Origin of the sequence: Halorubrum sp. SD626R (genome assembly GCF_001261915.1) — an archaeon.
Classification (GTDB): domain Archaea; phylum Halobacteriota; class Halobacteria; order Halobacteriales; family Haloferacaceae; genus Halorubrum.
Genome location: NZ_CVRT01000159.1, coordinates 17,713 through 38,376 on the forward strand (window position 1 = coordinate 17,713; position 20,664 = coordinate 38,376).

The following is a 20,664-nucleotide window of genomic DNA, read 5'->3' on the forward strand; positions in this document are numbered from 1 at the left end:
CTCCCGCTTCAGGTCTCCTCCGCGTCCGTCTCGTCGGCGTCGATCACGGTCTTTCCGGTCGGCTCCGGCACCACCTCGCGGTCGGCGTCGACCCACTCGCGGTCCAGCTCCGCGCCCTCGAACAGCCGGTCTAGAAACACCGCGAGCCCGGCGACCTCCGAGTGCGGCTGGTTCGTCACGCCCACGTTGAAGTCGGCGCGCTCGTACAGCGCCCAGGGGACCTTCTCGCCGCCGACGACGACGAGGAGGTCGTCGCCGTCTCGGACCGACTCGCGGACCTCGCCCTCGACGTCCTGCACGCGCTCGCCGTACATCGTGAGGTGGACGACGGTTCCTTCCCAGTCCCGGACGATCGCCTTCTGGTCCTCCCGGAGTTCGACCGCGAACGGGCCGCCGAACCGGCCGGTGATGTCCCGCACCGTCTCCGCGGACTGCCCGGCGTTGTCGGGGAACACCACCCGGTCCGCCCCGAGCGCTCGGGCCGTGAGCCCGACGTGCGTCGTCATGCGGTCGTCGCGGCCGGGCCGGTGACCGTACCGGAGGACGACGACCTCGCGCGCCTCGTGCATGGCCGGCGATGCGCCCGCGATAGGTGTGGTCCTTTCGATGCGGTCGCGGGGGCGGACTCGCTTCGGGTCGCCGGAGTGAACACGGCATAGACGTGGATCGTTCCCCGAATCGAACGCAAGAGGTGACCACGTAACTGAAAGGTTCATGGGGGAGGCGGTCGCCGACTGTGGTATGACGAGCGTCAAGGAGTTCCGCGTCGACGAGCCCGCGACCGCCGACGCGCTCGGCCGCGGTCGGTTCGTCTTCACGGACGCGTACTCGGTGTTCGACTGGGGACAGATGCCCGACGCGATCCCGCGCAAGGGCGCGAGCCTCTGCGCGATGGGCGCGTTCAACTTCGAACTGCTGGAAGACGAGGGCGTTCCGACCCACTACCGCGGAGTCGTGGACCCCGGCCGGGACGCCGATGCGGGCGGGGCGAGCGAGCCCGAGGCCGTCCCCCTCGCCGACGCGACCGTCCCGCCGACGGAGATGGCCATCGACCTGACGCAGGTCCCCGACCTGCCGTACGAGGGTCCCGAGGCGGGCTACGACTACGACGCCTTCCACGCCGCGGGCGGGGAGAACTACCTCGTCCCGCTGGAGGTCGTCTTCCGCAACCGGGTCCCGGTCGGCTCTAGCCTGCGGAAGCGCGCCGAGCCCGCAGACTTCGGGCTCGACGCGGAGGGCGGTCCGGCCGGCGCCGACGGCGGCTGGCCCGCCGAGCCGGTCGACCTCCCGGAGCCGGTCGTGGAGTTCTCCACGAAGTACGAGGAGCAGGACCGCTACCTCACCCGCGCCGAGGCCGACCGGATCGCCGGCGTCGCCGACGTCGACGCCCTCGAGTCGCTCGCCCTTGACGTGAACCGCGTCGTCACCGAGCGCGCCGACGCCGCCGGCTTCGCCCACGAGGACGGGAAGATCGAGTGCCTCTACGTCGACGGGGAGCTCCGCGTCGCCGACGTGGTCGGAACGTTCGACGAGAACCGGTTCTCGTACGGCGGGCGCGGGATCTCGAAGGAGGTCGTCCGGCAGTGGTACAAGGCGAACGACCCCGCGTGGGTCGAGGCCGTGAAGGAGGCGAAGGCGGCGGTCGCCGACCGCGACATCGACGACTGGCGCGAGCTCTGCGAGCGCGACCCGGAGCCGCTCCCCGCGGCGGTCGTCGACGCGGTCTCGGAGCTGTACGCGGCCGGGACGAACGCGTACACCGGACGCGAGTGGTTCGACGTCCCGGACATCGAGGCGGCGCTCGACGCGGTCGACGATCTATAGGACGCTCCCGAGAACAGGGGCAGCGACCCTCGAACCCTCACGATCGAAGACACGCGAGGGAACCTCTTTACCGCCGACGCGCGTGGGTTCGCGCATGTCCACCGACGCCGACTTCGGGGAGCAGCTGGAGACCCGGACCGTCGCGTACCTCGACCGGATCGACGACTGCGTCGCCCTCCTCCCGCGGGCGCTCGACGAGTACGCGAGCGGTGGCGCGTACGACGAGACGGTCGACGAGATAGCCGCCGTCGAGAGCGAGTGCGACGAGCTCGTCCGCGGGCTCACGGCGCTCATCACCGACGCCGGACCCGACGACATCGGCCTGCTGAACACGCGGATCAACTTCAACGAGTCCGCGCTGCTCGACTTCTACAACGAGCTCGACGTGGTCGCGAACCACACCGAGCGGATCGTCCAGGAGGTGGCGATGATGCGCCCCGACGCGGGCGTCGAACCGTTCGCCGACATGCGGGAGATGGCGACGCGGATCGCCGAGATGACCGCGGTCCTCGGCGACGTGGTCGAGGGGTTCGTCAGGGGGCTCGCGCGCGCCGACGCCACCGAGACGCTGACCGAGGGGATCGAGGCGATCCGCGACCTGGAAAGCGAGTGTGACGCCCTCCGCAACGACGCGATCGAGACCGCGTTCGCCGACGACGCGGTCGACCAGCCGCTCGTCTACCGCGAGCTCGCGATCCTGCTGGACGAGCTCGCGAACACGATCGAGGACCTCACCGACCGGATCGTCGTGATCGCGAGCAAGGAGCCGGGGATCGTCACGGACGCGGACGGGGAGTAGCCGAGCCGGCTCTCGACTCGCCGTCGCGTCGCCACCTTCGCCTCACCGCCGCGCCCAGTCGAGCATGCGCTCGTAGAACGGCTCGGAAGCGAGCGCGTCGGCGTCGCCGACCAGCGTCAGCTGCTTTTTCGCCCGCGTGAGCGCGACGTTCATCCGGCGGTGGTCCTCGAATATCGGCCCGTCGAGGTCGCCGGTTGCGACCAGCGAGACGACGATCACCTCCTTCGAGGAGCCCTGGAAGCGGTCGACGGTGTCGACCGTCACGTCGGTCCGGCGGCCGATCTCCGCGACCTGCGCCCGGAAGGGGGCGATCACGCCGATGTCGCCCGGGTCGACGCCCGCGGCGACGTAGGCGTCGACGATCGCTGCGACGCGCTCGGCCTCGCGGACGTTCCGGTTGCCGTCGCGCTCGCCGTCCGGGTCGACGAACCCGACGCCGCCGGTGAGGTCGGGCGCGAGCGCGTCGGGGTCGACGCCGAGGTCGGCGAGCGTCTGCCCGGCCACCTCGGGGGTCGCGGGGCGGAGCGCGCCGTCGTAGAACTCCGCGGAGGCGAACGCCTGGATGCGCTGGCTCATCCGGTACTGGCGGTCGAGCATGACGCTCGCGTCGGGGTACGCCTCGATGAGGCGCTGGAAGAGCGACGTCTGCAGGTCGTTCTCGGCCCGAACGACCGGAGGGAGCTGCTCGTGGTCGCCGACGAGCACGAACCGATCGGCGCGGTTGATCGCGGCGTGGGTGCCCGGCTCCGTGAGCTGGGAGGCCTCGTCGACGAGCGCCACGTCGAACTCGCACTCGCGCAGCACCCGGGAGCCGCAGGCCGCGGTCGTGGCGGCGACCACCGGTGCGTCGCGCAGCTCGGCGGCCTTCGCGTTCGGGTCGCCGCGCTGGACGAGCCGCACGTCCCGCATGTCGTCCCGAACGCCGGTCTCGGTGCCCACGCGGAGCACGTCGTCGAAGCCCTGATCGCGCAACGCTTCGAGGGCGTTGTCGACCGCGCGGTTCGTGAACGCCGAGAGCAGCACCCGGTTCCCCTCTTCGACCAGTGCGCGGATCGTCCGCGCGATGGTGTACGTTTTCCCGGTGCCCGGCGGGCCGTGTATGAGCGCGCAGTCCTCGGCGTCGACCGCGAGCTCGACCGCCTCGTTCTGGGCGTCGTTGTTGCCGATGTAGGCGTCGGGAGTGCCTTCAGGGCGCTCGACGGAGTCCCGAAACTCCGGCTCGCGCCGCCCGAACAGCACGTCCTTTCGCGCGTCGGTCCCCTTCAGGATCGCGTCGTGGAGCGCGGTGAGCGACCGGTCGACGGAGATCTCGGAGGGATAGACGTCCAGCCGGCGGAGCTCGACCGGTTCGTCCGTTTCGACGACGACCGCGTCGCTCCCCAGTTCGGTGATGCGGCCGAGTTCGCCGTGGCCGCTCACGGGATCGCCGTCGCTCGCGAGCGCCACGTCGCCCTCGCGGAGCTTGGAGACGGCGTCGCCCGGCTTACGGGCGCGGAGCTCCCACCGGGCGTCGTCGATCTCGGTCTGCGAGACCGGCTCTAAGTCGATCAGCGCGCGGTCGTCCGCGGCGCGCTCCGCCGGGGTCTGCTCCCACAGCTTCCGGTACTCGGCGTGGGTCTCGCGGCGCTCCTCCTCCAAGGCGACGTAGAAGCGGTCGAAGTAGTCGCGCTCCGCGTCCGGCACGGGGGTCCCGACCGACCCCGCCTTCGACTCCTGATCGAGGCGGCCGGAGACGACCATGCAGGTGTCCTGCTCGAAGCAGTACTCGCACTTCGCGTCGGCCTCGTACCCGGTCGGGACTGTCGGGCGCTCGCCGGGGTCGTTGAGCGCGCGCCACTCCATCGCGGCGAGGGCGTTGCGCTCGCGGACGACGAACTCCAGCAGTTCCCGGCCCACCGAGAACTCCTTGGCGGGCGCGAGGTCGCCGGACTCCTCGTTGCGGTCCAGGGCGGTGTTCTTGGTGTACAGCAGGGTTCCGATGTCAGGGTCGACGCCGCGTTCCTCCAGCATAAGCGCGTAGCAGGCCGCCTGGATCTTGTCGTGGAAGCGCGGCTCCCGCTTGGTGTTCTTCCCGGTCTTCAGCTCCACGGGGGTCCCGCGACGGAGCGCGTCGGCGCGCCCCTTCAGGCCGAACGTCGGCGAGATGAGCGTGAACTCCGACCGCCACGTGTCCTCGTCGGAGAGGGTTCCCTGCGAGAGCCACCCCTCGATCGCGGCCGCGTTGCGGCGCACCTCGTCGGCGACCTCCTCGGGCTCGTACTCCAACAGTCCGAGTTCGAGGCCCGCCTCCTCGACGCGGTCCGCGACCGACGCCTCCAGCTCCATCCCGCGCAGGAGGTCGCCGAACACCTCGTGGACGATCGTCCCTTTGACCACCGGGTAGTTGAGCGGGATCCCGGAGAGCTTATTTAAATAGTACATCCGCGGGCACTGCACCCACGACCGGATCCCGGTCACGTCGACGAGGAAGTCGGGCTCGAGCACGACCCACGAGTCGCCCGTCGTCGCGTACCCCGTCTCGCCGCCGAACTCGTCCTCCTCGGCGTCGGTCACTAACAGCTCCATACCCGGTTCGGCGTGCTCGGCGGTCTCGGTCCACTTCCCCCACAGCGTCACGTCGACCGGGTCGGCCGCGCCGCGCTCGGGACGGATCCGGAGCTCGCGGAGCTCCCGGTCCCCGTACGACGTCGACACCGTCCGCGTCTCCCCGACGGAGAGGATCGGCCCCCGAACGTTCACGGCCGTCATCGGCGGCGGCCTCGAAAAACGCTGTCGGTGGGGGTCGACCGCGTCGCCCGCTCCCCGCCGCGACCGACACGCTCAAGCGCGTCTCCCCGCTACGATACGGTGACATGCGCGTCCGAGACTGGGACGATATCCTCTCCGACGTCGCGAGTGACGCGACCGATCCGGACGGCTGGCGGGCCGTGGCCGGCTCCCGGCGCGAGGGGCTCGGCGAGGACCTCTACTTCGGTCACCCGAACGTCGGCGTCTACCACCTCAAGACGTACGCGAAGAACCCTCGCGACCTCCGCGGCGTCGGCGCGCGGGTGGCTCGCAAGGTCGACGGCGAACTCGACCCTCTCCTCCCAGACGAGAAGTCGGAGGGCCGGTTCGCGGTGCGGTCGCCGCCAGAGGACGAGGAAGCGGCGGAGGACGTCGCGACGCGACTTCGCGAGACGCTGAAGGTCCACGCGGAGGCGCCGACGGACCCCGACCACCTGTTCGAGGACGTGATGGAGGCGATCGACGCGCCCGCGTTCGGCCCGATGGACTACCGGTTCGACGGGCGTCCGGACGAGCTTGACGAGCTCTCCGATACCTTCGACGAGGCCGAGGAGCTGCTCTCGTCCGAACTCGACGACCTGATCGACGAGGACGATGTCGACCGCGGGTTCCACTAATACGGGATCGCTGACGCGGATCGGGGGTCTTTCAGTCGCACTCGTATCGGTCGGACCGCGATCGTCGCGTTCGCGGTGGAGGCCTCCAAATATCTAGTCGCCCGGCTATACGTTCTCTTCTGGCGTGGCGCGGAAGAGATCTCCAAAGCCCCAGCCGCGAGGACTCGCGCGGCTTGCTGCGCGCTTCAGTCGCTCGCGTTGCTCGCTTCTTGTAGTGCTTTCTGCGCCGTGCTTCGCCCTCGCGGCTGCCCTTTTGAGTCCCGCCCCGCACCGCTCCGCACCGCAGCCTCACACCTCCCCAGCCTCGTCGCTGGCGCCGGTGGCGCCAGCGACTCCCTCGCGCGCGCTCCTCGCGCCCGCTGGGCGCTCGGCGGCACGCGCCACCGCACAGCGAATCCCCGGCTCAGTCGTCGACGCGTTCCAGCTCCTCTCTGGTCAACTCGTTCTCCACGTCGCCCGTGTTCCGCGTGCCGGCCGGCTCGAACAGGAGGATCTGCGCTTCCGGTTCGGCGACCGGGCGGTGCTCGGTCCCGCGGGGGACGACGAGTAGTTCGCCTTCTTCCAAGGTCACGTCCTCGCGGTCGCGGAACTCGATCCGGAGGCGACCGTCGGTGACGAGGAACAGCTCGTCGGCGTCGGCGTGACTGTGCCAGACGAACTCGCCCTCGGCCTTCGCGAGCTTCACGGCCTGCCCGTTCAGTTCGCCGGCGAGGTGGGGATCCCAGCGCTCGTCGATCGACGCGAACGCGTCTGCGAGGGTCACCTTCTCCATGCGCGCCCGTTGGCGGGGCGGCGGTTAAACCGTGGCGCGTGGGCCGCGCCTCCGGAGCGTGGTCGACTGCCGCCTCAGTAGTGCCAGGGATAGTCGCGGAACCCGGGCTCGCGCTTCTCTAGGAAGGCGTCTCTACCCTCCTGAGCTTCCTCGGTCATGTACGCCAGCCGGGTCGCCTCGCCGGCGAACACCTGCTGGCCGACCATGCCGTCGTCGGTCATGTTGAACGCGTACTTCAGCATGCGCATCGCGGTCGGCGACTTCTTCGTCATCTCGTCGGCCCACTCCAGCGCGACGGCCTCCAGATCCTCGTGGGGGATCGCCTCGTTGACCATCCCCATGTCCGCGGCCTCCGCGGCGGAGTAGGTCTTCCCGCGGAAGAACACCTCGCGGGCCTTCTTCTGACCGATCTGTTTCGCGAGGTAGGCGGAGCCGAACCCGCCGTCGAAGGAGGCCACGTCGGGGTCGGTCTGGAGGAACTTCGCGTGCTCGTCGCTCGCGAGCGTCAGGTCGCAGACGACGTGGAGCGAGTGCCCGCCGCCGACCGCCCAGCCGGGGACGACCGCGACGACGGGCTTGGGCATGAACCGGATCAGCCGCTGGACTTCGAGGATGTGGAGCCGCCCCGCGCGCGCCTCCTTCACGAGCGGGTCGTCCTCGTCGCCCGCCTCGTCGCCGTCGCGGTACTCGTAGCCGGAGCCGCCGCGCACCGACTGGTCGCCGCCGGAACAGAACGCCCAGCCGCCGTCTTTCTCGGAGGGCCCGTTACCGGTGAGGAGGACGCAGCCCACGTCCGCCTGCTTGCGCGCGTGGTCGAGCGCGGCGTACAGCTCGTCGACGGTGCCCGGCCGGAACGCGTTCCGGACCTCGGGGCGGTCGAACGCGATCCGGACGGCCGGCACGTCGACGCCGCGGTGGTAGGTGATGTCGTCGAACTCGTCGGTCACGCGCTCCCACGCGTCGGGGTCGAAGATCTCCGAGACCATGCGTCCCCGTTGACGGCCGATCGCATAAACGACGGCGGGTCGGTCGCCCGTCGCCCGAGGTTCCACAAATATTGCGTCAATCGGTGACAACAGATTTCCAATCAGGTGCTGTTGATACGATTCCTAAAGCCCTATCGGGGCGAATACGCACGAATCGGTGCGTCATCGAAATCCGCCTTCGTTGCTGGTGACGCGGGGGTGTTGGACGCCGCGGCCGTTTCGAGCGTATGTACGACACACACGCGCCGACGTCGCGTCGGTCCTTCCTCGCCGCGTCGGGCGGCGCCGCGACGCTCGGGCTCGCGGGCTGTCTCGGCGGCGGTGGCGGCGGTCTCGACGAGCTGACGGTCGCTCACATGCCGATCTATCCCGACCTCCAGTGGTACGTGATGGAGGGCGAGGGGTACTTTTCCGATATCGACGCCGAGATCACGGGGCGAGAGTTCACCGACGGCCCGGCGATCGTCCAGGCGTTCGGCGGCGGCGACATCGACGTCGCCATGTTCGGCATCGTGCCGGCGATGATCGTCATCGATCGGGGGATCTCCGCGCAGGTGACCGCGGCGAACATCCGCGAGCCGATGGGGATCATGGCCGAGGAGCCGTTCCACGAGCCGTTCGAGGCCGAGGGCGGCGACGCGTTCGCGACGTGGGCCGAGGAGAACGGTCGCCCCTTCCGCTTCGGCACGTTCCCGCAGGGGAGCGTCCCGGACGTGCTGCTCCGCTACTGGCTCCAAGAGATCGGGGTCGAGCCGGAGTCGAACGAGAACGTCGAGATTATCGAAATCAACGGTGCCAGCGCGGTCTGGCAGGCGATCGCCAACGACGAGATCGACGGGACCTCGATCATGGAGCCGGTGCCGACGATCGCCGCCGAGGAGGGCTCGTCCGTGACGATGCTGCGAACGGCGGCCGAGATCCTCCCCGGCCAGCCCGCGGCGGTCACGCTGATGAGCGACGCGGTCCGCGGGTCGCCGCTGGCCGCGCAGTTCCTCGAACAGCACGTCCGCGCGACCGAGTTCATCGACGAGAGCCCGGACGCGACCGCCCAGCACGTCGAGTCGGGGATCGGGATGCCCGCCGACCGCGCCCGGCGCGCGCTCGACTCGCCGCTGTCTAACTTCGTCACCGATCCCCGGGAGATCGCCGAGGCGACCCCGGTGTTCTCGGAGTTCGCGGCGAACAACGGGCAGATCGATGAACGGCTGTCGAACGAGGCGATCTTCGACTACGAGGCCTACGACTCGCTCTGATGTCGACCGACACCGGGAGCCGGTTCGACGGGGGAGCGCTCCGCGACGGCCTCGGCCTCGGCGACCCGCGGCGGCTCCTCCGCGGCGCCGCCGGCGTCGTCGGCTTCGTCGCCGTCTGGCACCTGGTCTCGCTCACGCAGCCGGCGTACGTGCTGCCGTCGCCGGCGGCGGTCGGCGACGCCTTCGCGGAGGAGTTCGCCTCCGGCACGATGACGGCCGCGCTGCGGTCGAGTATCCGCCATTGGCTCCCCGGGACGGTCGTCGGCACGGGACTCGGCGTCGCCGCCGGCGTCGCGTTCTCGTGGAGCGGCCTGCTCGACGACGTGACCGCGCCGCTCGTGCGGACGCTCCGGCCCGTCCCGCCGCTCGCGCTGATCGGCTTCGCGATCGCGTGGTTCGGGATCAACGACGCCGGCGCGGCGTTCATCATCGCCGTCGGCGCCTTCTGGATCAACTACTACGCGGCGTACGAGGCCGTCGAGGGGGTCTCCGAGGACCTGCTCGACGTGGGCCGCACGCTCGGCGTCCGCGGTGACCTCGACATGGTCCGGTCGATCGTCCTCCCGGCGTCGCTGCCGGGGATCCTCACCGGGGTCCGGACCGGCCTCGGGCGCTGCTGGATGCTCGTGGTCGCCTCCGAGATCTTCGGCGTGCCGGGGGTCGGCCGCGAGATACTCCGCGCGAGCAACAACCTCCTCGTCGACACGGTGATCGCGTACATCCTCGTGTTGAGCCTGATGTACCTCCTCGTCGACGTGGCGTTCCGCGCCGTCCAGCGGAGGGTGTTAGTGTGGCGGGCGTGAACGACGGGCCGATGGCGACGGACGATCGCACGGGCGCGGTCGCCGGGGAGTCCGGCGTCGTCGTCGACGGCGTCGGCAAGACGTACGACGGCGACGGGAAGCCGGTCCGCGCGCTCGACGACGTCACGTTCGCGGTCGAGAGCGGCGAGTTCGTCTGTCTCGTCGGCCCGTCCGGCTGCGGGAAGACGACGCTGTTCCGAGTCATCGCCGGGCTCGCCGACGCCACCAACGGAGAGGTCCGGCTCGCCGGCACCCCTGTCACCGGGCCGACGACCGACATGGGCGTCGTCTTCCAAGAGTACCACCTGTTCCCGTGGCTCACGGTCGAGGAGAACGTCGGGTTCGGGCTCGAACGGAGCGACCGGTCCGCGGCCGAGCGCGAGCGCCGCGTCGACGAGATGCTCGACCTCGTCGGGCTCACCGAGTTCCGCGACTCGTACCCGAAGTCGCTGTCGGGCGGGATGAAACAGCGCGTCGCCATCGCGCGGGCGCTGGCCGTCGACCCCGAGCTGCTCCTGATGGACGAACCGTTCGGCGCGGTCGACGCGCAGACCCGGGAGATGCTCCAGCGGGAGCTGCTCGACGTGTGGGCGTCGACCGGGAAGACGGTACTCTTCGTCACCCACGACGTCGCCGAGGCGGTGACGCTCGCCGACCGGATCGTCGTGATGGCGGCCGAGCCGGGCCGCGTCGCCGAGGTGGTCGACGTCGAGGTCGACCGCCCCCGCGAGCGCGGCGACCCGGCCTTCGGCGAGCACGTGGCCCGCGTCCGGGAGCTGATCGGCGCGCGGCCGTAGCTCGCTAGCTCTCCTCGTCGACCGCGGCCGCCAGCTCGTCCATGCGGCTCCGTATCACCGACAGCGTCGCGTCGGCGTCGGCGTATCCCTGGTCGTAGTCGTCCAGCGCGGACTCGGTCTCGTCGAGGAACCGCTTGACGGCGGTCTCGATCGGCTCGTCGCTCATGCCCCCCGATTCGGTCGCCGGTCTGTTAACCCCTCGGAGCGAGCGCCGCGCTCTCGGACGCGACCGCGGTTCAGCGCCGGCGCAGCGCGTACGCGGCGTAGCCGACGGCGGCGAGCAGCCCGACCGACAGCAGGCTCCCGTACAGCGCCGGGGAGGCGGCGACGTACTCGCCGAACGGGTCCGTGAGGGCGAGCACGCCGACGGTCAGCGCGACTGAGATGAGGATACCGACCGCACCGAACGTCTTGAAGGCCGTGTCGAGGTCCGGACGCGGCGATCCGCGCGAGTGGCTCATACCCCCGCGTAGGCGCTCCGGTAATAAATGCTCACGACGGGATTCTCACGGCGAGGGAACGCTGGGTCGGGGCTCGACCCCTCTCACTCGGGAAATCCCTCGACGATTTCGACGCCGGAGGAGGCGCCGATCCGCGTCGCGCCCGCGTCGAGCATCGCCATCGCCTCGTCGTAGGAACCGACGCCGCCGGAGGCCTTCACCGGGAGGTAGTCGCTCATCAGCTCCACGTCCGACACCGCGGCGCCGCCGTCGGCGAACCCGGTGGAGGTCTTCACCATGTCGGCGTCGGCGTCGACGGCGGCCTCGCAGGCGCGGCGCCTCTCGGCGTCGGACAGGAGCGCGGCCTCGATGATCACCTTCACCGGGACCGGCACCGCGGCGACGACGCCGGCGATCTCGGCGGCAACGGCGTCGTCCTCGCCCGCCTTCAGGCGGCCGACGTTGATGACGAGGTCGAGCTCGTCGGCGCCGTCCTCCCACGCGCCCACCGCCTCGTCCCGCTTCGCCGCGGGCGCGTGCTGGCCGTGCGGGAACCCGACCACGGTCGCGATCGTCGACGGGGCGTTCGCGTAGTCGGCCGCCTCGGCGACGTAGCAGGGCGGGATACAGGCGTTCATCCCGTGGTCGGCGGCCTCGTCGAGGACGGTCTCGACGTCCGCCCACGTCGTCTCCGGGCCGAGCACGGTGTGGTCGATGCTGGCGGCGAACGCGTCGCGGTCCATGCGCTCACGGTTCGCGCGACCGATAAAAGGCGTGTCGACGGGGAGGCGTGCCAACCGGGGATGCGCGCCGATCGGAGGTGCGCGCCACCGGGGAACCGGTCCGCGACCGGTCGGCGTCGGCGGGAGGCAGTCGCCGCGTCAGCTCTCAATCTCGATCTCGGTGCCGGTCACCGCGGCGTCGACGACGGCGGGGAGCCGCACGGTCAGGATACCGTTCTGATAGGAGGCCTCGATGCCGTCCTCGTCGACGGTCCTCGGGAAGCGGAACCGGCGGTGGTAGGTCCGGCGCGTGCCGCGCTCCTCGTCCTCGTGTTCGGCGGCGATGTTGAGGACGCCGCCGTCCCACGAGGCCGTGATCTCCGCGGGGTCGAACCCGGGGAGCTCTACCGTGAGGACGAACTCGTCGTCCTCCTCGTACAGCTCGTAGTCGTTACCGCCCGATTCGAACAGTCGGCTCGGGAAGTCGAATCCTTGCGTCCACGAACTGGCTGGCGTCGGCATGGCCATTGCTGACCACCTCGAGTGCAATCGATCATAGGGTAGCGATTCTATATGAACTTTACGAACTGTGCGGCTTGATATCAACCGTCGAGGACGCGTTCGCGGTCCTGGACCGCGAACGGTTGGATTCAAGTCCGCCGCAGGGGAAGCGGGTGGTATGCAACCGGGAGATCGCGTCCGCGTCGAGCGCGGGGACGTCACGAACGAGGGCGTACTGCTCCCCTCGACGACTCGCGACCACCTCGTCGTCAAGCTCGACGGGGGGTACAACGTCGGCGTCGACCGCGACGCGGCCGACGTCGAGGTGCTCGAATCGGGCGCCCGCGACGTGGACGACGGGGCCGACGCGGGCGGCGGCGAGGCCTCCGAGATCACCTTCGACGACGACCTGCCGACGGTCTCGCTCATCTCCACCGGCGGGACGATCGCCTCCACCGTCGACTACCGGACCGGCGCCGTCACCGCGCAGTTCGACGCCGAGGACGTGCTGCGGGCGGTCCCCGATCTGGCCGGCCGCGCGAACTACCGCGGCCGGGTCGTCGCGAACATCCTCTCCGAGAACATGGAGCCGTCCATCTGGCGGGAGCTCGCCGAGGCGGTCGCCGAGGAGGTCGAGGCGGGCGCCGACGGCGTCGTCGTGATGCACGGCACCGACACGATGCAGTACTCCGCCTCCGCGCTCTCCTTCATGCTCGACTCGCCCGTCCCGGTCGTCTTCACCGGGAGCCAGCGCTCCGCGGACCGGCCCTCCTCCGACAACGTGATGAACGCGGTCTGCGCCGTCGAGGCCGCGAAGGCCGACCACGCCGAGACGCTCGTCTGCATGCACGCGAGCCCCTCCGACGACGCCTGCGCGCTCCACCGCGGCACGCGCGTCCGGAAGAACCACACCTCCCGGCGCGACGCCTTCGAGACGGTCGGCGCCGCGCCTCTCGGTCGCATCGACTACGAGGCCGCGGCCGAGGCGGGCGCCGACGGCGACGCCGCGGACGACGCCATCGAGTGGGCCCGCAAGCCGCTCCCGCGGGGGCGCGTGGCGGGCGATGGCGACGGAGAAGACGGCGCCGACGCCGACCTCACGACCGCGACCGACCTCGACGCCGACGTGGAGCTGGCGAAGTTCACGCCCGGCATGGACCCGGCCGCGTGGGACTACCTCGGCGACAAGGACGGCGTCGTGATCGAGGGGACCGGGCTCGGCCACGTCCACACCGACCTCATTCCGCGGATCGAGGAGCTGGTCGAGGGCGGGACCGTCGTCGCGATGACGAGCCAGTGCCTCGCCGGCCGCGTCTGCGACCGCGTCTACGACACCGGCCGCGACCTGCTCGACGCCGGCGTCGTCGAGGCCGGCGACACCCTCCCCGGCACCGCGAAGGTGAAGCTGATGTGGGCGCTGGCGAACCTGTCGGACCCGAAGGGGGCGATGGGCCGCGACCTCGCCGGCGAGCTGACCGAGGAGTCGCGGCCCTGGCGATGACGGCGGCGGGAGGCGAGTTCGACGTGATCGTCCGCGAGGCCCGGCCGGCCGACGCCGACGCGGTCGCGGCCTTCGCGCGCGACACGTGGGGCGAGCGCCACGACGACTACATCCCGCGCGTGTTCCCCGAGTGGGCGGCGTCCGACGACCCCGACGCCGGCACCTTCGTCGCGACGCTGCCGCCCGCGGCGGTCGCGGGCGGCGCGGGCGGCGAGGCCGGCGCGACCGAGAACGCCGGCGGACGCGACGACCGCGAGCCCGACGACACGCTCGTCGAGGGCGACGGGACGGGCGCGGCCGCCGCCGGCGAGCCCGAGGCCGTCGTCGGCTGTATTCAGGGCGTCATGCTCTCCGACTGGGAGGCGTGGGGACAGGGGATCCGGGTCGACCCCGCGGCCCGCGGCCTCGGGGTCGGGACCGCGCTCTCGGAGGCCGCGCTCGACTGGGCGCGCGAGCGCGGCGCGGCCGTCTGTCGGAACATGGTGTTCTCGTGGAACGTCGCCGGGCTCGGCCAGTCGCGCGCGGTCGGCTTCGAGCCCGCGACCGAGTTCCGGTTCGCGGAGCCGACGCCCGACGCAGACGCGGTCGGCGCGGCCGACGCGGCCGACGCGGCCGAGACCGACGGGATCGGTCCCGTCACCGACCCAGACCCGGACGCCGCGTGGGCGCTCTGGAGCGACAGCGACGCGCGGGACCACCTGCGTGGGCTGGCGCTCGACGGCGACGAGCCGTGGGCGTGTTCCGCGCTCACCCGCGAGCGCCTCCGGGTCGCGGCCGACGAGGACCGACTGGTCGCCGTCGCCGACGCGGACGCGCTCGCCGGCGTCGCGGTCCGGACCCGCGTCTCCGAGGGCCCGAGCGACGAGGAGTGCGGGGGCGGCCCCGAGCGGACCGCCGAGTACGGCGCCGCCGCGTGGCGCGACGTCGACGCCGCGGGCGCGCTCTACGCGTCGATCGCGGCGGACGCGGCCGCGGTCGACGCCGACGCGACCCGCGTCCTGATCCCCGAGACGGTCGACCACGTGAGCGACACCGGCGCGAACCGGGTGCCCGTCGCCGCCGAGCCCGACTTCGTCATGCGGGCGGACCTCACGGGCGAACTATAAGCGTCGGCGGCCGAACGGGACACCATGACGCTCCTCTCCGGGGTCGCCCTGCCGTGGTCGCTCCCGCTCACGGTCGTGGTCTACGGCGTCGTCGTCGCCGCCGCGGCGTGGATCTACCGCGATGCGAGGGCGCGCGGGAACCGCTACGCGGCCGTCTGGGGGGTCTCGACGCTCGTGTTCACGATCCTCCCGGTGCTCGCGTACCTGTACCTCCACCGCGACGCGGGACCGGCGCGGTGACGCGTACCGAAAGCGGTCGCTCCCGTCCGCGTCTCCCGGCCGGCGGCTCGCGCTATCGGTCACGATAGCCGAACCCGAACGCCTAATTATGCCCGCGGCGGCCGTGGGGACATGTTCGCGACGCTCCCGGACCTCCTGCGGCTGCTCGCCGTCCCCGTCTTCGCGTGGGCGGCGCTGCGGGACGTCCGGACCCGACGCCTCCCGAACCGGATCTGGCCGCCGCTGTACGCGTCCGGCGCGTTGCTGCTGGTGTGGGAGACGGCGGCGATGTGGCCGCTCGCGGGGGTCGAGGGCCGGCTGTTCCTCGTGCAGGCCGCGATCAGCGTCCTGTTCGTCGCCCCGCTCGGCTACGCCTTCTGGTACCTCGGCGCGTTCGGCGGGGCGGACGCGAAGGCGCTGATCGCGCTCGCGCTCCTCTTCCCGACGTTCCCCGAGTACGTCGCCGCCGGCGCCGAGTTCCCGCTCGTCGAGACCCAGATCGGCGTCTTCTCGCTCACGGTCCTCACGAACACGGTGCTGCTCGGACTCGCGTATCCGCTGGGGCTCGCCGGGCTCAACCTCCTCCGCGGCGAGGTCTCGGCGAACATGTTCCTCGCCCGGCCGGTGCCGACCGAGTCCCTGTCGGGCCGCCACGGCCGGCTGTACGAGGACGACGCTGGCGAGACCCGGAGCGGGCTGGACCTGGACGCGCTCCGGATGTACCTGCGGTGGCGCGGGCTGACGCTCGCCGACCTGCGCGACGACCCGGACCGCCTCCGCGACCCGGAGAGCGTCGGCGAGACGTTCGACCCGACCGACGGCGGGACCCACGTCGGCCCGCGGACCGACGGGGGGACGGCGACCGGCGTCGGCGACGGGGGCGTCGACTCCTCCGGAGACCGTCCCGACGACCCGTGGGCCGCGGAGCGCTTCCTCGACGAGATCGACCACGGGGCGTACGGCACCGACGCCGAGACGCTCCGCGGCGGGTTGGCGGTCGTCGCCCGGGAGAACCGGGTGCTGGTGTCGCCGGGGATGCCGTTCGTCGTCCCGATGGCGGCCGGGCTGGTCGTCTCGCTGACGTACGGCGACGCGCTGTTCGCGCTGCTCGGCGCCGTCGGACTCGTCTGAGCCGAAGGAGCCGGGACCCCGTCGCACCGCCGGCCCTCAGCTGCCCGCGCGGAGGTCGCCGACCGTGAGGACGCGCGTCCCGACGGGCCGTTTCACGAACTCGCCGAGCTCGCGGCCGAGCAGTTCGCTCACCCCGCGCTGGGCCGCCACGTCGAGCAGCCGCTGGTCGATCCGGCCGTCGACGACGACCGTGTGCGGGGCCGTCTCGGTCCCCTCGACCGCGTCGAACGCGTCGCTCGCGTCGACCTCCGCGAGGACGCCGCGGTCGTCGCCGAGCAGGCGGGCGCGGTCGCTCCCGGCGTCGACGACCTCCTGCACGTGCTCCTCGATGGACCGCGGTTCGTCGTCGACGGGGGCGTCGTCATCGGTTCGATCGGCGTCGTCGCCGGTCGACATCGTCTCCGTTTCCGGCTCCGAGTCCGCATCCGTCTCTCCCTCCGCACCCGAGTCCGGCTCCGTCTCGTCTGCCGCCGACTCGTCGGGTTCCGGGCCGGGGTCCGCGCCGTCCTGTCGCCTCCCGTCCGCGGAATCGGGGTCGCTCGCCTCCGGTTCGACGGCGTCGACCGCGACCGACCCGTCGGCCGTCGCGTCGGTAGCCGCGGCCGGCGGCGTCTCCTCGACGGCCTCGACGAGCCCGCCCTCCGTCGCCCCGCGGGCCGCCTCCGCGACGACGCCGTCCGTCCCCGGATCGGGGGCTTCGGCGTCCGACACGTCCCTCTCCGATACTTCGGCGTCCGGCGCCTCGGTACCGGCGTCGTCGGATTCGGTCGCCGTCTCGTCGTCCGCGGCCGCCTCGCGGAGGTTGGGCTCGTCGGCGAGGCTCCCGTACGGGACCTTCCCGCGGAGCGCCTCGAAGACGGCGGTGCGGTCGAGGTCCTCCACCGACTCGCCGGGGGGTGCGAAGGCGACGTAGTCGACGTCGCCCACCTGCGCCAGCTCGCGGAGGATGAGCTCGCCGCCCCGGTCGCCGTCGAGGAAGGCGGTGACGGTCCGGTCGGCGGTGAGGTCGGCGACCGCGTCGGGGACGTTCGTCCCCTCGACGGCGACCGCGTTCTTGATCCCGCAGTCGAGCAGCGTGAGCACGTCCGCGCGGCCCTCGACGACGATGACGGCGTCCGAGTCGCCGACGCGGGGGCCCGCGGGTAGCCCCTCGTAGTCGACGATCCCCTCGACGCGGGCGGCCTCGCGGACCTCTTCGAGGATGTCGTCGCTCGCGAGGCTCGTCTCCTCGAAGCCGCCGGCGACGAGCTCCTTGGCGCGCTCGACGACTTCGCGGCGCTTCGCCGCCCGCACGTCCTCGATGCTCGTCACCTCCACGGAGGCCTGGCAGGGACCGATGCGGTCTATCGTCTCCAGCGCGGCCGCGAGGATCGCGGTCTCGACCTTGTCGAGGCTCGACGCGACGGTGACCTCGCCGAACGACTGGCCGTTCTCCGACTGGACGGAGACGTCGATCCGCCCGACCCGCGACGACTCCTGGAGGTCGCGGAGGTCCAACTCGTCGCCGAGGAGCCCCTCGGTCTGGCCGAACACCGCGCCGACGACGTCGCTCCGCTCGACGACGCCGTCCGCCGCGATGGTGGCGTGAATCAGGTATTTTTCTGTGTCTTTCATGGGAATGTGAATGGTGATGATCGGACGGCGTCCGCCGTCCGTGCGTCGTTGTGCACGTCGCCGAAAATAGTTATCGCACCCGCCACCGTCGAGCCTCTTTGAAGAAATATATTCTACAATACATCGTATCGAACCTGTTCGATAAGACTTAAGCCTTCAAAGACGTGATCTTTCGATATGAGACGACCTCGGAGAGATATCGTGTGGATTCCGACGTTCGCCATGCTCGTCGCGTTCGCGGTGCCGTGGCCGCTGTGGGGCGCCGACCGCGTCGTCGCCGGGCTTCCGGTGTGGATCTGGTGGCACGTCGCGTGGCTCGGGCTCTGTGCGGTCCTGTTCTCGCGGTTCGCCCGGAGCGGCGCGTGGGAGCGCGGGATAGGGCTCCGGCCCGAGGCGGACGGGGACGACCGCGGCGCGGGCGGCGATCCGAGGGCTCCCCCCGCCCGGGGTGATCGGCCGTGACGCTCGGGCTCTCGCTCGGCATCGTCGTCGGGTACCTCCTCTTAGCGCTCGCGGTCGGCCTCGTCGCCTACCGCGTCTCGGAGACGACAGCAGAGGACTACTACCTCGCGAGCCGGTCGATCGGCACGGTCGTCCTGCTGTTCACGACCTTCGCCACGCTGCTGTCCGCGTTCACCTTCTTCGGCGGGCCGAACCTCGCGTACCTCGCGGGCCCGGAGTGGCTGATCGTGATGGGGACGCTCGACGGCGTGCTGTTCGCCGTGCTGTGGTACGCGATCGGCTACAAGCAGTGGCTGATCGGGAACCGCAACGGCTACGTGACGCTCGGGGAGATGCTCGGCGACCGGTTCGGCTCGACCGGGCTCCGGGCGCTCGTCGCCGGCGTGAGCCTCCTCTGGCTGTTCCCGTACGTCATGCTCCAGCAGATGGGCGCCGGCGAGGCCCTCGTCGGGCTCACCGACGGCGTCGTCCCCTACTGGGGCGGCGCGGCGCTCATCACGGCCTTCATGATCCTCTACGTCGTCCTCGCGGGGATGCGCGGGGTCGCGTGGACGGACACGATACAGGGACTCTTCATGCTCTCCGTCGTCTGGATCGCCGCCGTCTGGGTGGTGTCGGCCGTCGGCGGCGTCGGCGCGGCCACCGGCGCGATGCTCGACGCCCGCCCCGAGTTCGGGAACTTCGGCGGCGGCACCTACTCGGTCGGCTTCATCGTCTCCACGGCGATCACCATCGCGTTCGGCGTGACGATGTTCCCGCAGATCAACCAGCGGTTCTTCGTCGCGAAGTCCGGCGAGACGCTGAAGCGGTCGTTCGCGCTGTGGCCGGTGCTCGTCCTCCTGCTGTTCGTCCCCGCGTTCATGATCGGCGCGTGGGCGGCCGGGATGCCGGTCGACGTGCCCGAGGGTGCGAACGTGCTCCCGGTCGTGCTGAACGAGTACGCGCCGGCCTGGTTCGCGGCGCTCGTGATCGCCGGAGCGATGGCCGCGATGATGTCCTCGTCGGACTCGATGCTGCTGTCGGGGTCGTCGTACTTCACCCGCGACCTCTACCGGCCCGTGATCAACGCCGACGCCTCGGCGGAGCGCGAGGCGTGGGTCGCCCGGCTCGGCGTCGCCGCCTTCGCGCTGCTCGCGTTCATCGCCAGCCTGTTCCGGCCCGGGACGCTGATCGAGGTCGGCGACACAGCATTCTCCGGGTTCGCGCTGCTCGCGCTCCCGGTCATCTGTGCGCTCTACTGGGAGCGGACCACCCGGACCGGGATGATCGCCGGCGTGCTCGTCCCGCAGCTCGCCTACCTCGCGGTGGTGCTGTCGGCGGTCGTCGGCTTCGTCCCGACGCTCCCGCGGACCGTCCTCGGCGGCTGGGACGTCGCGCTCGGGCTGATGGCGCTCTCGGCCGTCCTCACCGTCGGCGTCTCGCTCCTCACCGCGCCGAGCGCCGAGGGCGACGCCTCGCGGTTCGCGGTCGCGGGCGACTGAGATCCGTCGTCGGGCGTCGATCTCCGCCCCCCGTGTCGGTCCCGTCTTCCGGTGTCGGTCCCCGGTCGGCGTCGATCGAACGGCCGCGGACGCCGGACCGCGGCTCACACACCGATAGTTTATATGCTCACACTACCATCTAATCGTAGAACTACTATGAGACGTATTTCCATGATCCTCGCCGTCGCGGTCCTGCTCGCGGGCGCGCTGGCCGGCGTCGCGGTCGCGCAGTCCGACGACGGCGCGGCCGCGCAGGCCGACGACGGCGACGACCTGTATGAGTCGCTGGAGGAGATGGTCCCCGCGTACAACGAGAACGCGGACTCGGTCGACCTCGGTCCCGTCAACCTCGCCGGGACGAGTAACATCTACATCCAGGACGGGTCGTCGGAGGTCACGTACTCGATCACCATGGACCGACAGAACCGGATCACCGACCTCGACGACAGCCGCAGCGAGGACGCGAGACGGAAGATCACGACCGACCGAGAGACGGTCGAGGAGCTCGTCGCGGCCGACAACCCCGCCGCGGCCTTCCGGAACGCCGTCGCCGCCGACGACATCGTGATCACCGGGGAGGCGGGCAGGCCCGTCGAACGGGTCAAGTGGACGGTGATCAACGCGGTCAAGGGATTCTTCATCTGAGCGCGTCGGTCTCGATCGGGATCGCTCCCCCGAGGGGCGACGGTCCCGTCAGTCGCCGTCCGCTGCGGTGCCGCCGCCGTCGACCGCGCGCTCGGCGGCGGTCGCGAACATTCCCCGTCGCGTCGCGAGCGCGTAGTACGCGCCCAGCCCGAGGAAGCCGGCGACGTCGAACATCGGATAGTTTCGTATCTGTTCACGATAACA

23 protein-coding genes are annotated in these 20,664 nt (G+C 71.1%); 13 read left to right on the forward strand and 10 right to left on the reverse strand.

All coding sequences use genetic code 11. The annotated features are described in order from the left end of the window. Positions 1–8: 8 nt before the first annotated feature. A complete protein-coding gene (locus SD626R_RS15950; protein ID WP_092567295.1) occupies positions 9–569 on the reverse strand; it encodes a tRNA (cytidine(56)-2'-O)-methyltransferase in 561 nt (186 codons plus the stop codon). 172 nt (positions 570–741) lie between these two features. Between SD626R_RS15950 and SD626R_RS15955 the strand changes: the two genes are divergently transcribed. Both SD626R_RS15955 and SD626R_RS15960 read left to right on the forward strand, forming a co-directional pair. Then, the gene (locus tag SD626R_RS15955; RefSeq protein WP_092567296.1) at positions 742–1,824 is read left to right on the forward strand and encodes a phosphoribosylaminoimidazolesuccinocarboxamide synthase; all 1,083 of its coding nucleotides are present in this window, start codon (positions 742–744) and stop codon (positions 1,822–1,824) included. 94 nt (positions 1,825–1,918) lie between these two features. Then, positions 1,919–2,623, forward strand: coding sequence for a DUF47 domain-containing protein (locus tag SD626R_RS15960; RefSeq protein ID WP_092567297.1), 705 nt, complete (start codon positions 1,919–1,921; stop codon positions 2,621–2,623). A gap of 42 nt (positions 2,624–2,665) precedes the next feature. Here SD626R_RS15960 and SD626R_RS15965 read toward each other — a convergent pair whose 3' ends face one another. After that, complete coding sequence (locus SD626R_RS15965; RefSeq protein ID WP_092567339.1) at positions 2,666–5,362, reverse strand: AAA domain-containing protein; 2,697 nt, start codon at positions 5,360–5,362, stop codon at positions 2,666–2,668. A 113-nt stretch (positions 5,363–5,475) separates the two neighbouring features. Between SD626R_RS15965 and SD626R_RS15970 the strand changes: the two genes are divergently transcribed. Then, positions 5,476–6,027: a hypothetical protein gene (locus SD626R_RS15970; protein WP_092567298.1), complete on the forward strand. Its 552-nt coding sequence runs from the start codon at positions 5,476–5,478 to the stop codon at positions 6,025–6,027. Positions 6,028–6,430: 403 nt separating this feature from the next. Here the strand turns inward: SD626R_RS15970 and SD626R_RS15975 are convergent, their stop codons facing one another. Both SD626R_RS15975 and SD626R_RS15980 read right to left on the reverse strand, forming a co-directional pair. Next, positions 6,431–6,799 (reverse strand): cupin domain-containing protein, encoded by a 369-nt coding sequence (locus tag SD626R_RS15975; protein ID WP_092567299.1) that lies wholly within the window; start codon positions 6,797–6,799, stop codon positions 6,431–6,433. A 74-nt stretch (positions 6,800–6,873) separates the two neighbouring features. Beyond that, on the reverse strand, positions 6,874–7,785 hold the full coding sequence (locus SD626R_RS15980; RefSeq protein WP_092567300.1) for a 1,4-dihydroxy-2-naphthoyl-CoA synthase: 912 nt from the start codon (positions 7,783–7,785) through the stop codon (positions 6,874–6,876). A gap of 227 nt (positions 7,786–8,012) precedes the next feature. Here SD626R_RS15980 and SD626R_RS15985 point away from each other — a divergent pair, with 227 nt between their 5' ends. Genes SD626R_RS15985 through SD626R_RS15995 form a run of 3 tightly spaced genes read left to right on the forward strand, consistent with a single transcriptional unit; the run spans position 8,013 to position 10,638 of the window. Further along, positions 8,013–9,038, forward strand: a complete 1,026-nt coding sequence (locus SD626R_RS15985) for an ABC transporter substrate-binding protein (RefSeq protein WP_092567301.1) — start codon at positions 8,013–8,015, stop codon at positions 9,036–9,038. Further along, a complete protein-coding gene (locus SD626R_RS15990; protein WP_092567302.1) occupies positions 9,038–9,841 on the forward strand; it encodes an ABC transporter permease in 804 nt (267 codons plus the stop codon). Before SD626R_RS15985 ends, SD626R_RS15990 begins: the two co-directional genes overlap by 1 nt. Continuing rightward, positions 9,829–10,638 (forward strand): ABC transporter ATP-binding protein, encoded by an 810-nt coding sequence (locus SD626R_RS15995; protein ID WP_092567303.1) that lies wholly within the window; start codon positions 9,829–9,831, stop codon positions 10,636–10,638. The genes SD626R_RS15990 and SD626R_RS15995 overlap by 13 nt, the downstream gene beginning before the upstream one ends. Positions 10,639–10,642: 4 nt before the next feature. Here the strand turns inward: SD626R_RS15995 and SD626R_RS16970 are convergent, their stop codons facing one another. From SD626R_RS16970 to SD626R_RS16010, 4 genes are all read right to left on the reverse strand, one after another. Beyond that, the gene (locus SD626R_RS16970) at positions 10,643–10,804 is read right to left on the reverse strand and encodes a hypothetical protein (RefSeq protein WP_176697344.1); all 162 of its coding nucleotides are present in this window, start codon (positions 10,802–10,804) and stop codon (positions 10,643–10,645) included. Positions 10,805–10,874: 70 nt separating this feature from the next. Continuing rightward, on the reverse strand, positions 10,875–11,099 hold the full coding sequence (locus SD626R_RS16000) for a hypothetical protein (protein WP_092567304.1): 225 nt from the start codon (positions 11,097–11,099) through the stop codon (positions 10,875–10,877). An 83-nt stretch (positions 11,100–11,182) separates the two neighbouring features. Then, entirely contained in the window at positions 11,183–11,821 is a 639-nt protein-coding gene (deoC, locus tag SD626R_RS16005; protein ID WP_092567305.1) for a deoxyribose-phosphate aldolase, read from the reverse strand. 138 nt (positions 11,822–11,959) lie between these two features. Next, positions 11,960–12,322: an Hsp20/alpha crystallin family protein gene (locus SD626R_RS16010; protein ID WP_092567340.1), complete on the reverse strand. Its 363-nt coding sequence runs from the start codon at positions 12,320–12,322 to the stop codon at positions 11,960–11,962. 157 nt (positions 12,323–12,479) lie between these two features. Between SD626R_RS16010 and gatD the strand changes: the two genes are divergently transcribed. The 4 genes from gatD to SD626R_RS16030 all read left to right on the forward strand — a co-directional run bounded on the left by gatD (position 12,480) and on the right by SD626R_RS16030 (position 16,258). Beyond that, positions 12,480–13,802, forward strand: a complete 1,323-nt coding sequence (gene gatD, locus SD626R_RS16015) for a Glu-tRNA(Gln) amidotransferase subunit GatD (protein ID WP_092567306.1) — start codon at positions 12,480–12,482, stop codon at positions 13,800–13,802. Further along, positions 13,799–14,908: a GNAT family N-acetyltransferase gene (locus SD626R_RS16020; RefSeq protein ID WP_092567307.1), complete on the forward strand. Its 1,110-nt coding sequence runs from the start codon at positions 13,799–13,801 to the stop codon at positions 14,906–14,908. The genes gatD and SD626R_RS16020 overlap by 4 nt, the downstream gene beginning before the upstream one ends. A gap of 24 nt (positions 14,909–14,932) precedes the next feature. Further along, positions 14,933–15,148: a hypothetical protein gene (locus tag SD626R_RS16025; RefSeq protein WP_092567308.1), complete on the forward strand. Its 216-nt coding sequence runs from the start codon at positions 14,933–14,935 to the stop codon at positions 15,146–15,148. A gap of 111 nt (positions 15,149–15,259) precedes the next feature. Further along, positions 15,260–16,258: a prepilin peptidase gene (locus SD626R_RS16030; protein ID WP_092567309.1), complete on the forward strand. Its 999-nt coding sequence runs from the start codon at positions 15,260–15,262 to the stop codon at positions 16,256–16,258. Between the two features lie 36 nt (positions 16,259–16,294). On the opposite strand, the gene dnaG is transcribed toward SD626R_RS16030, so the two are convergent. Next, positions 16,295–17,872 carry a DNA primase DnaG gene (dnaG, locus tag SD626R_RS16035; protein ID WP_092567310.1) on the reverse strand — a complete coding sequence of 526 codons (1,578 nt, stop codon included), beginning with the start codon at positions 17,870–17,872 and terminating at the stop codon, positions 16,295–16,297. A 177-nt stretch (positions 17,873–18,049) separates the two neighbouring features. Between dnaG and SD626R_RS16040 the strand changes: the two genes are divergently transcribed. The 3 genes from SD626R_RS16040 (at position 18,050) to SD626R_RS16050 (ending at position 20,460) form a co-directional block, all read left to right on the forward strand. Beyond that, complete coding sequence (locus tag SD626R_RS16040) at positions 18,050–18,334, forward strand: hypothetical protein (protein ID WP_092567311.1); 285 nt, start codon at positions 18,050–18,052, stop codon at positions 18,332–18,334. Continuing rightward, positions 18,331–19,815 (forward strand): sodium:solute symporter family protein, encoded by a 1,485-nt coding sequence (locus SD626R_RS16045; protein ID WP_092567312.1) that lies wholly within the window; start codon positions 18,331–18,333, stop codon positions 19,813–19,815. The genes SD626R_RS16040 and SD626R_RS16045 overlap by 4 nt, the downstream gene beginning before the upstream one ends. Positions 19,816–19,986: 171 nt before the next feature. Then, a complete protein-coding gene (locus tag SD626R_RS16050) occupies positions 19,987–20,460 on the forward strand; it encodes a hypothetical protein (RefSeq protein ID WP_241996682.1) in 474 nt (157 codons plus the stop codon). 48 nt (positions 20,461–20,508) lie between these two features. On the opposite strand, the gene SD626R_RS17370 is transcribed toward SD626R_RS16050, so the two are convergent. Further along, on the reverse strand, positions 20,509–20,634 hold the full coding sequence (locus SD626R_RS17370; RefSeq protein ID WP_255310235.1) for a hypothetical protein: 126 nt from the start codon (positions 20,632–20,634) through the stop codon (positions 20,509–20,511). Positions 20,635–20,664 lie beyond the last annotated feature (30 nt).

What these genes read in the sequence shown, in the direction of transcription:
- dnaG (WP_092567310.1), bottom strand. Translation starts at nt 17,872, where the DNA reads ATGAAAGACACAGAAAAATACCTGATTCACGCCACCATCGCGGCGGAC.
- SD626R_RS15985 (WP_092567301.1), top strand. Translation starts at nt 8,013, where the DNA reads ATGTACGACACACACGCGCCGACGTCGCGTCGGTCCTTCCTCGCCGCG.
- SD626R_RS16000 (WP_092567304.1), bottom strand. Translation starts at nt 11,099, where the DNA reads ATGAGCCACTCGCGCGGATCGCCGCGTCCGGACCTCGACACGGCCTTC.
- SD626R_RS17370 (WP_255310235.1), bottom strand. Translation starts at nt 20,634, where the DNA reads ATGTTCGACGTCGCCGGCTTCCTCGGGCTGGGCGCGTACTACGCGCTC.
- SD626R_RS16970 (WP_176697344.1), bottom strand. Translation starts at nt 10,804, where the DNA reads ATGAGCGACGAGCCGATCGAGACCGCCGTCAAGCGGTTCCTCGACGAG.
- SD626R_RS16030 (WP_092567309.1), top strand. Translation starts at nt 15,260, where the DNA reads ATGTTCGCGACGCTCCCGGACCTCCTGCGGCTGCTCGCCGTCCCCGTC.
- SD626R_RS16020 (WP_092567307.1), top strand. Translation starts at nt 13,799, where the DNA reads ATGACGGCGGCGGGAGGCGAGTTCGACGTGATCGTCCGCGAGGCCCGG.
- SD626R_RS15950 (WP_092567295.1), bottom strand. Translation starts at nt 569, where the DNA reads ATGCACGAGGCGCGCGAGGTCGTCGTCCTCCGGTACGGTCACCGGCCC.
- SD626R_RS15990 (WP_092567302.1), top strand. Translation starts at nt 9,038, where the DNA reads ATGTCGACCGACACCGGGAGCCGGTTCGACGGGGGAGCGCTCCGCGAC.
- SD626R_RS15955 (WP_092567296.1), top strand. Translation starts at nt 742, where the DNA reads ATGACGAGCGTCAAGGAGTTCCGCGTCGACGAGCCCGCGACCGCCGAC.
- SD626R_RS16040 (WP_092567311.1), top strand. Translation starts at nt 18,050, where the DNA reads ATGAGACGACCTCGGAGAGATATCGTGTGGATTCCGACGTTCGCCATG.
- deoC (WP_092567305.1), bottom strand. Translation starts at nt 11,821, where the DNA reads ATGGACCGCGACGCGTTCGCCGCCAGCATCGACCACACCGTGCTCGGC.
- gatD (WP_092567306.1), top strand. Translation starts at nt 12,480, where the DNA reads ATGCAACCGGGAGATCGCGTCCGCGTCGAGCGCGGGGACGTCACGAAC.
- SD626R_RS15975 (WP_092567299.1), bottom strand. Translation starts at nt 6,799, where the DNA reads ATGGAGAAGGTGACCCTCGCAGACGCGTTCGCGTCGATCGACGAGCGC.
- SD626R_RS15970 (WP_092567298.1), top strand. Translation starts at nt 5,476, where the DNA reads ATGCGCGTCCGAGACTGGGACGATATCCTCTCCGACGTCGCGAGTGAC.
- SD626R_RS16050 (WP_241996682.1), top strand. Translation starts at nt 19,987, where the DNA reads ATGATCCTCGCCGTCGCGGTCCTGCTCGCGGGCGCGCTGGCCGGCGTC.
- SD626R_RS16010 (WP_092567340.1), bottom strand. Translation starts at nt 12,322, where the DNA reads ATGCCGACGCCAGCCAGTTCGTGGACGCAAGGATTCGACTTCCCGAGC.
- SD626R_RS15960 (WP_092567297.1), top strand. Translation starts at nt 1,919, where the DNA reads ATGTCCACCGACGCCGACTTCGGGGAGCAGCTGGAGACCCGGACCGTC.
- SD626R_RS15980 (WP_092567300.1), bottom strand. Translation starts at nt 7,785, where the DNA reads ATGGTCTCGGAGATCTTCGACCCCGACGCGTGGGAGCGCGTGACCGAC.
- SD626R_RS16025 (WP_092567308.1), top strand. Translation starts at nt 14,933, where the DNA reads ATGACGCTCCTCTCCGGGGTCGCCCTGCCGTGGTCGCTCCCGCTCACG.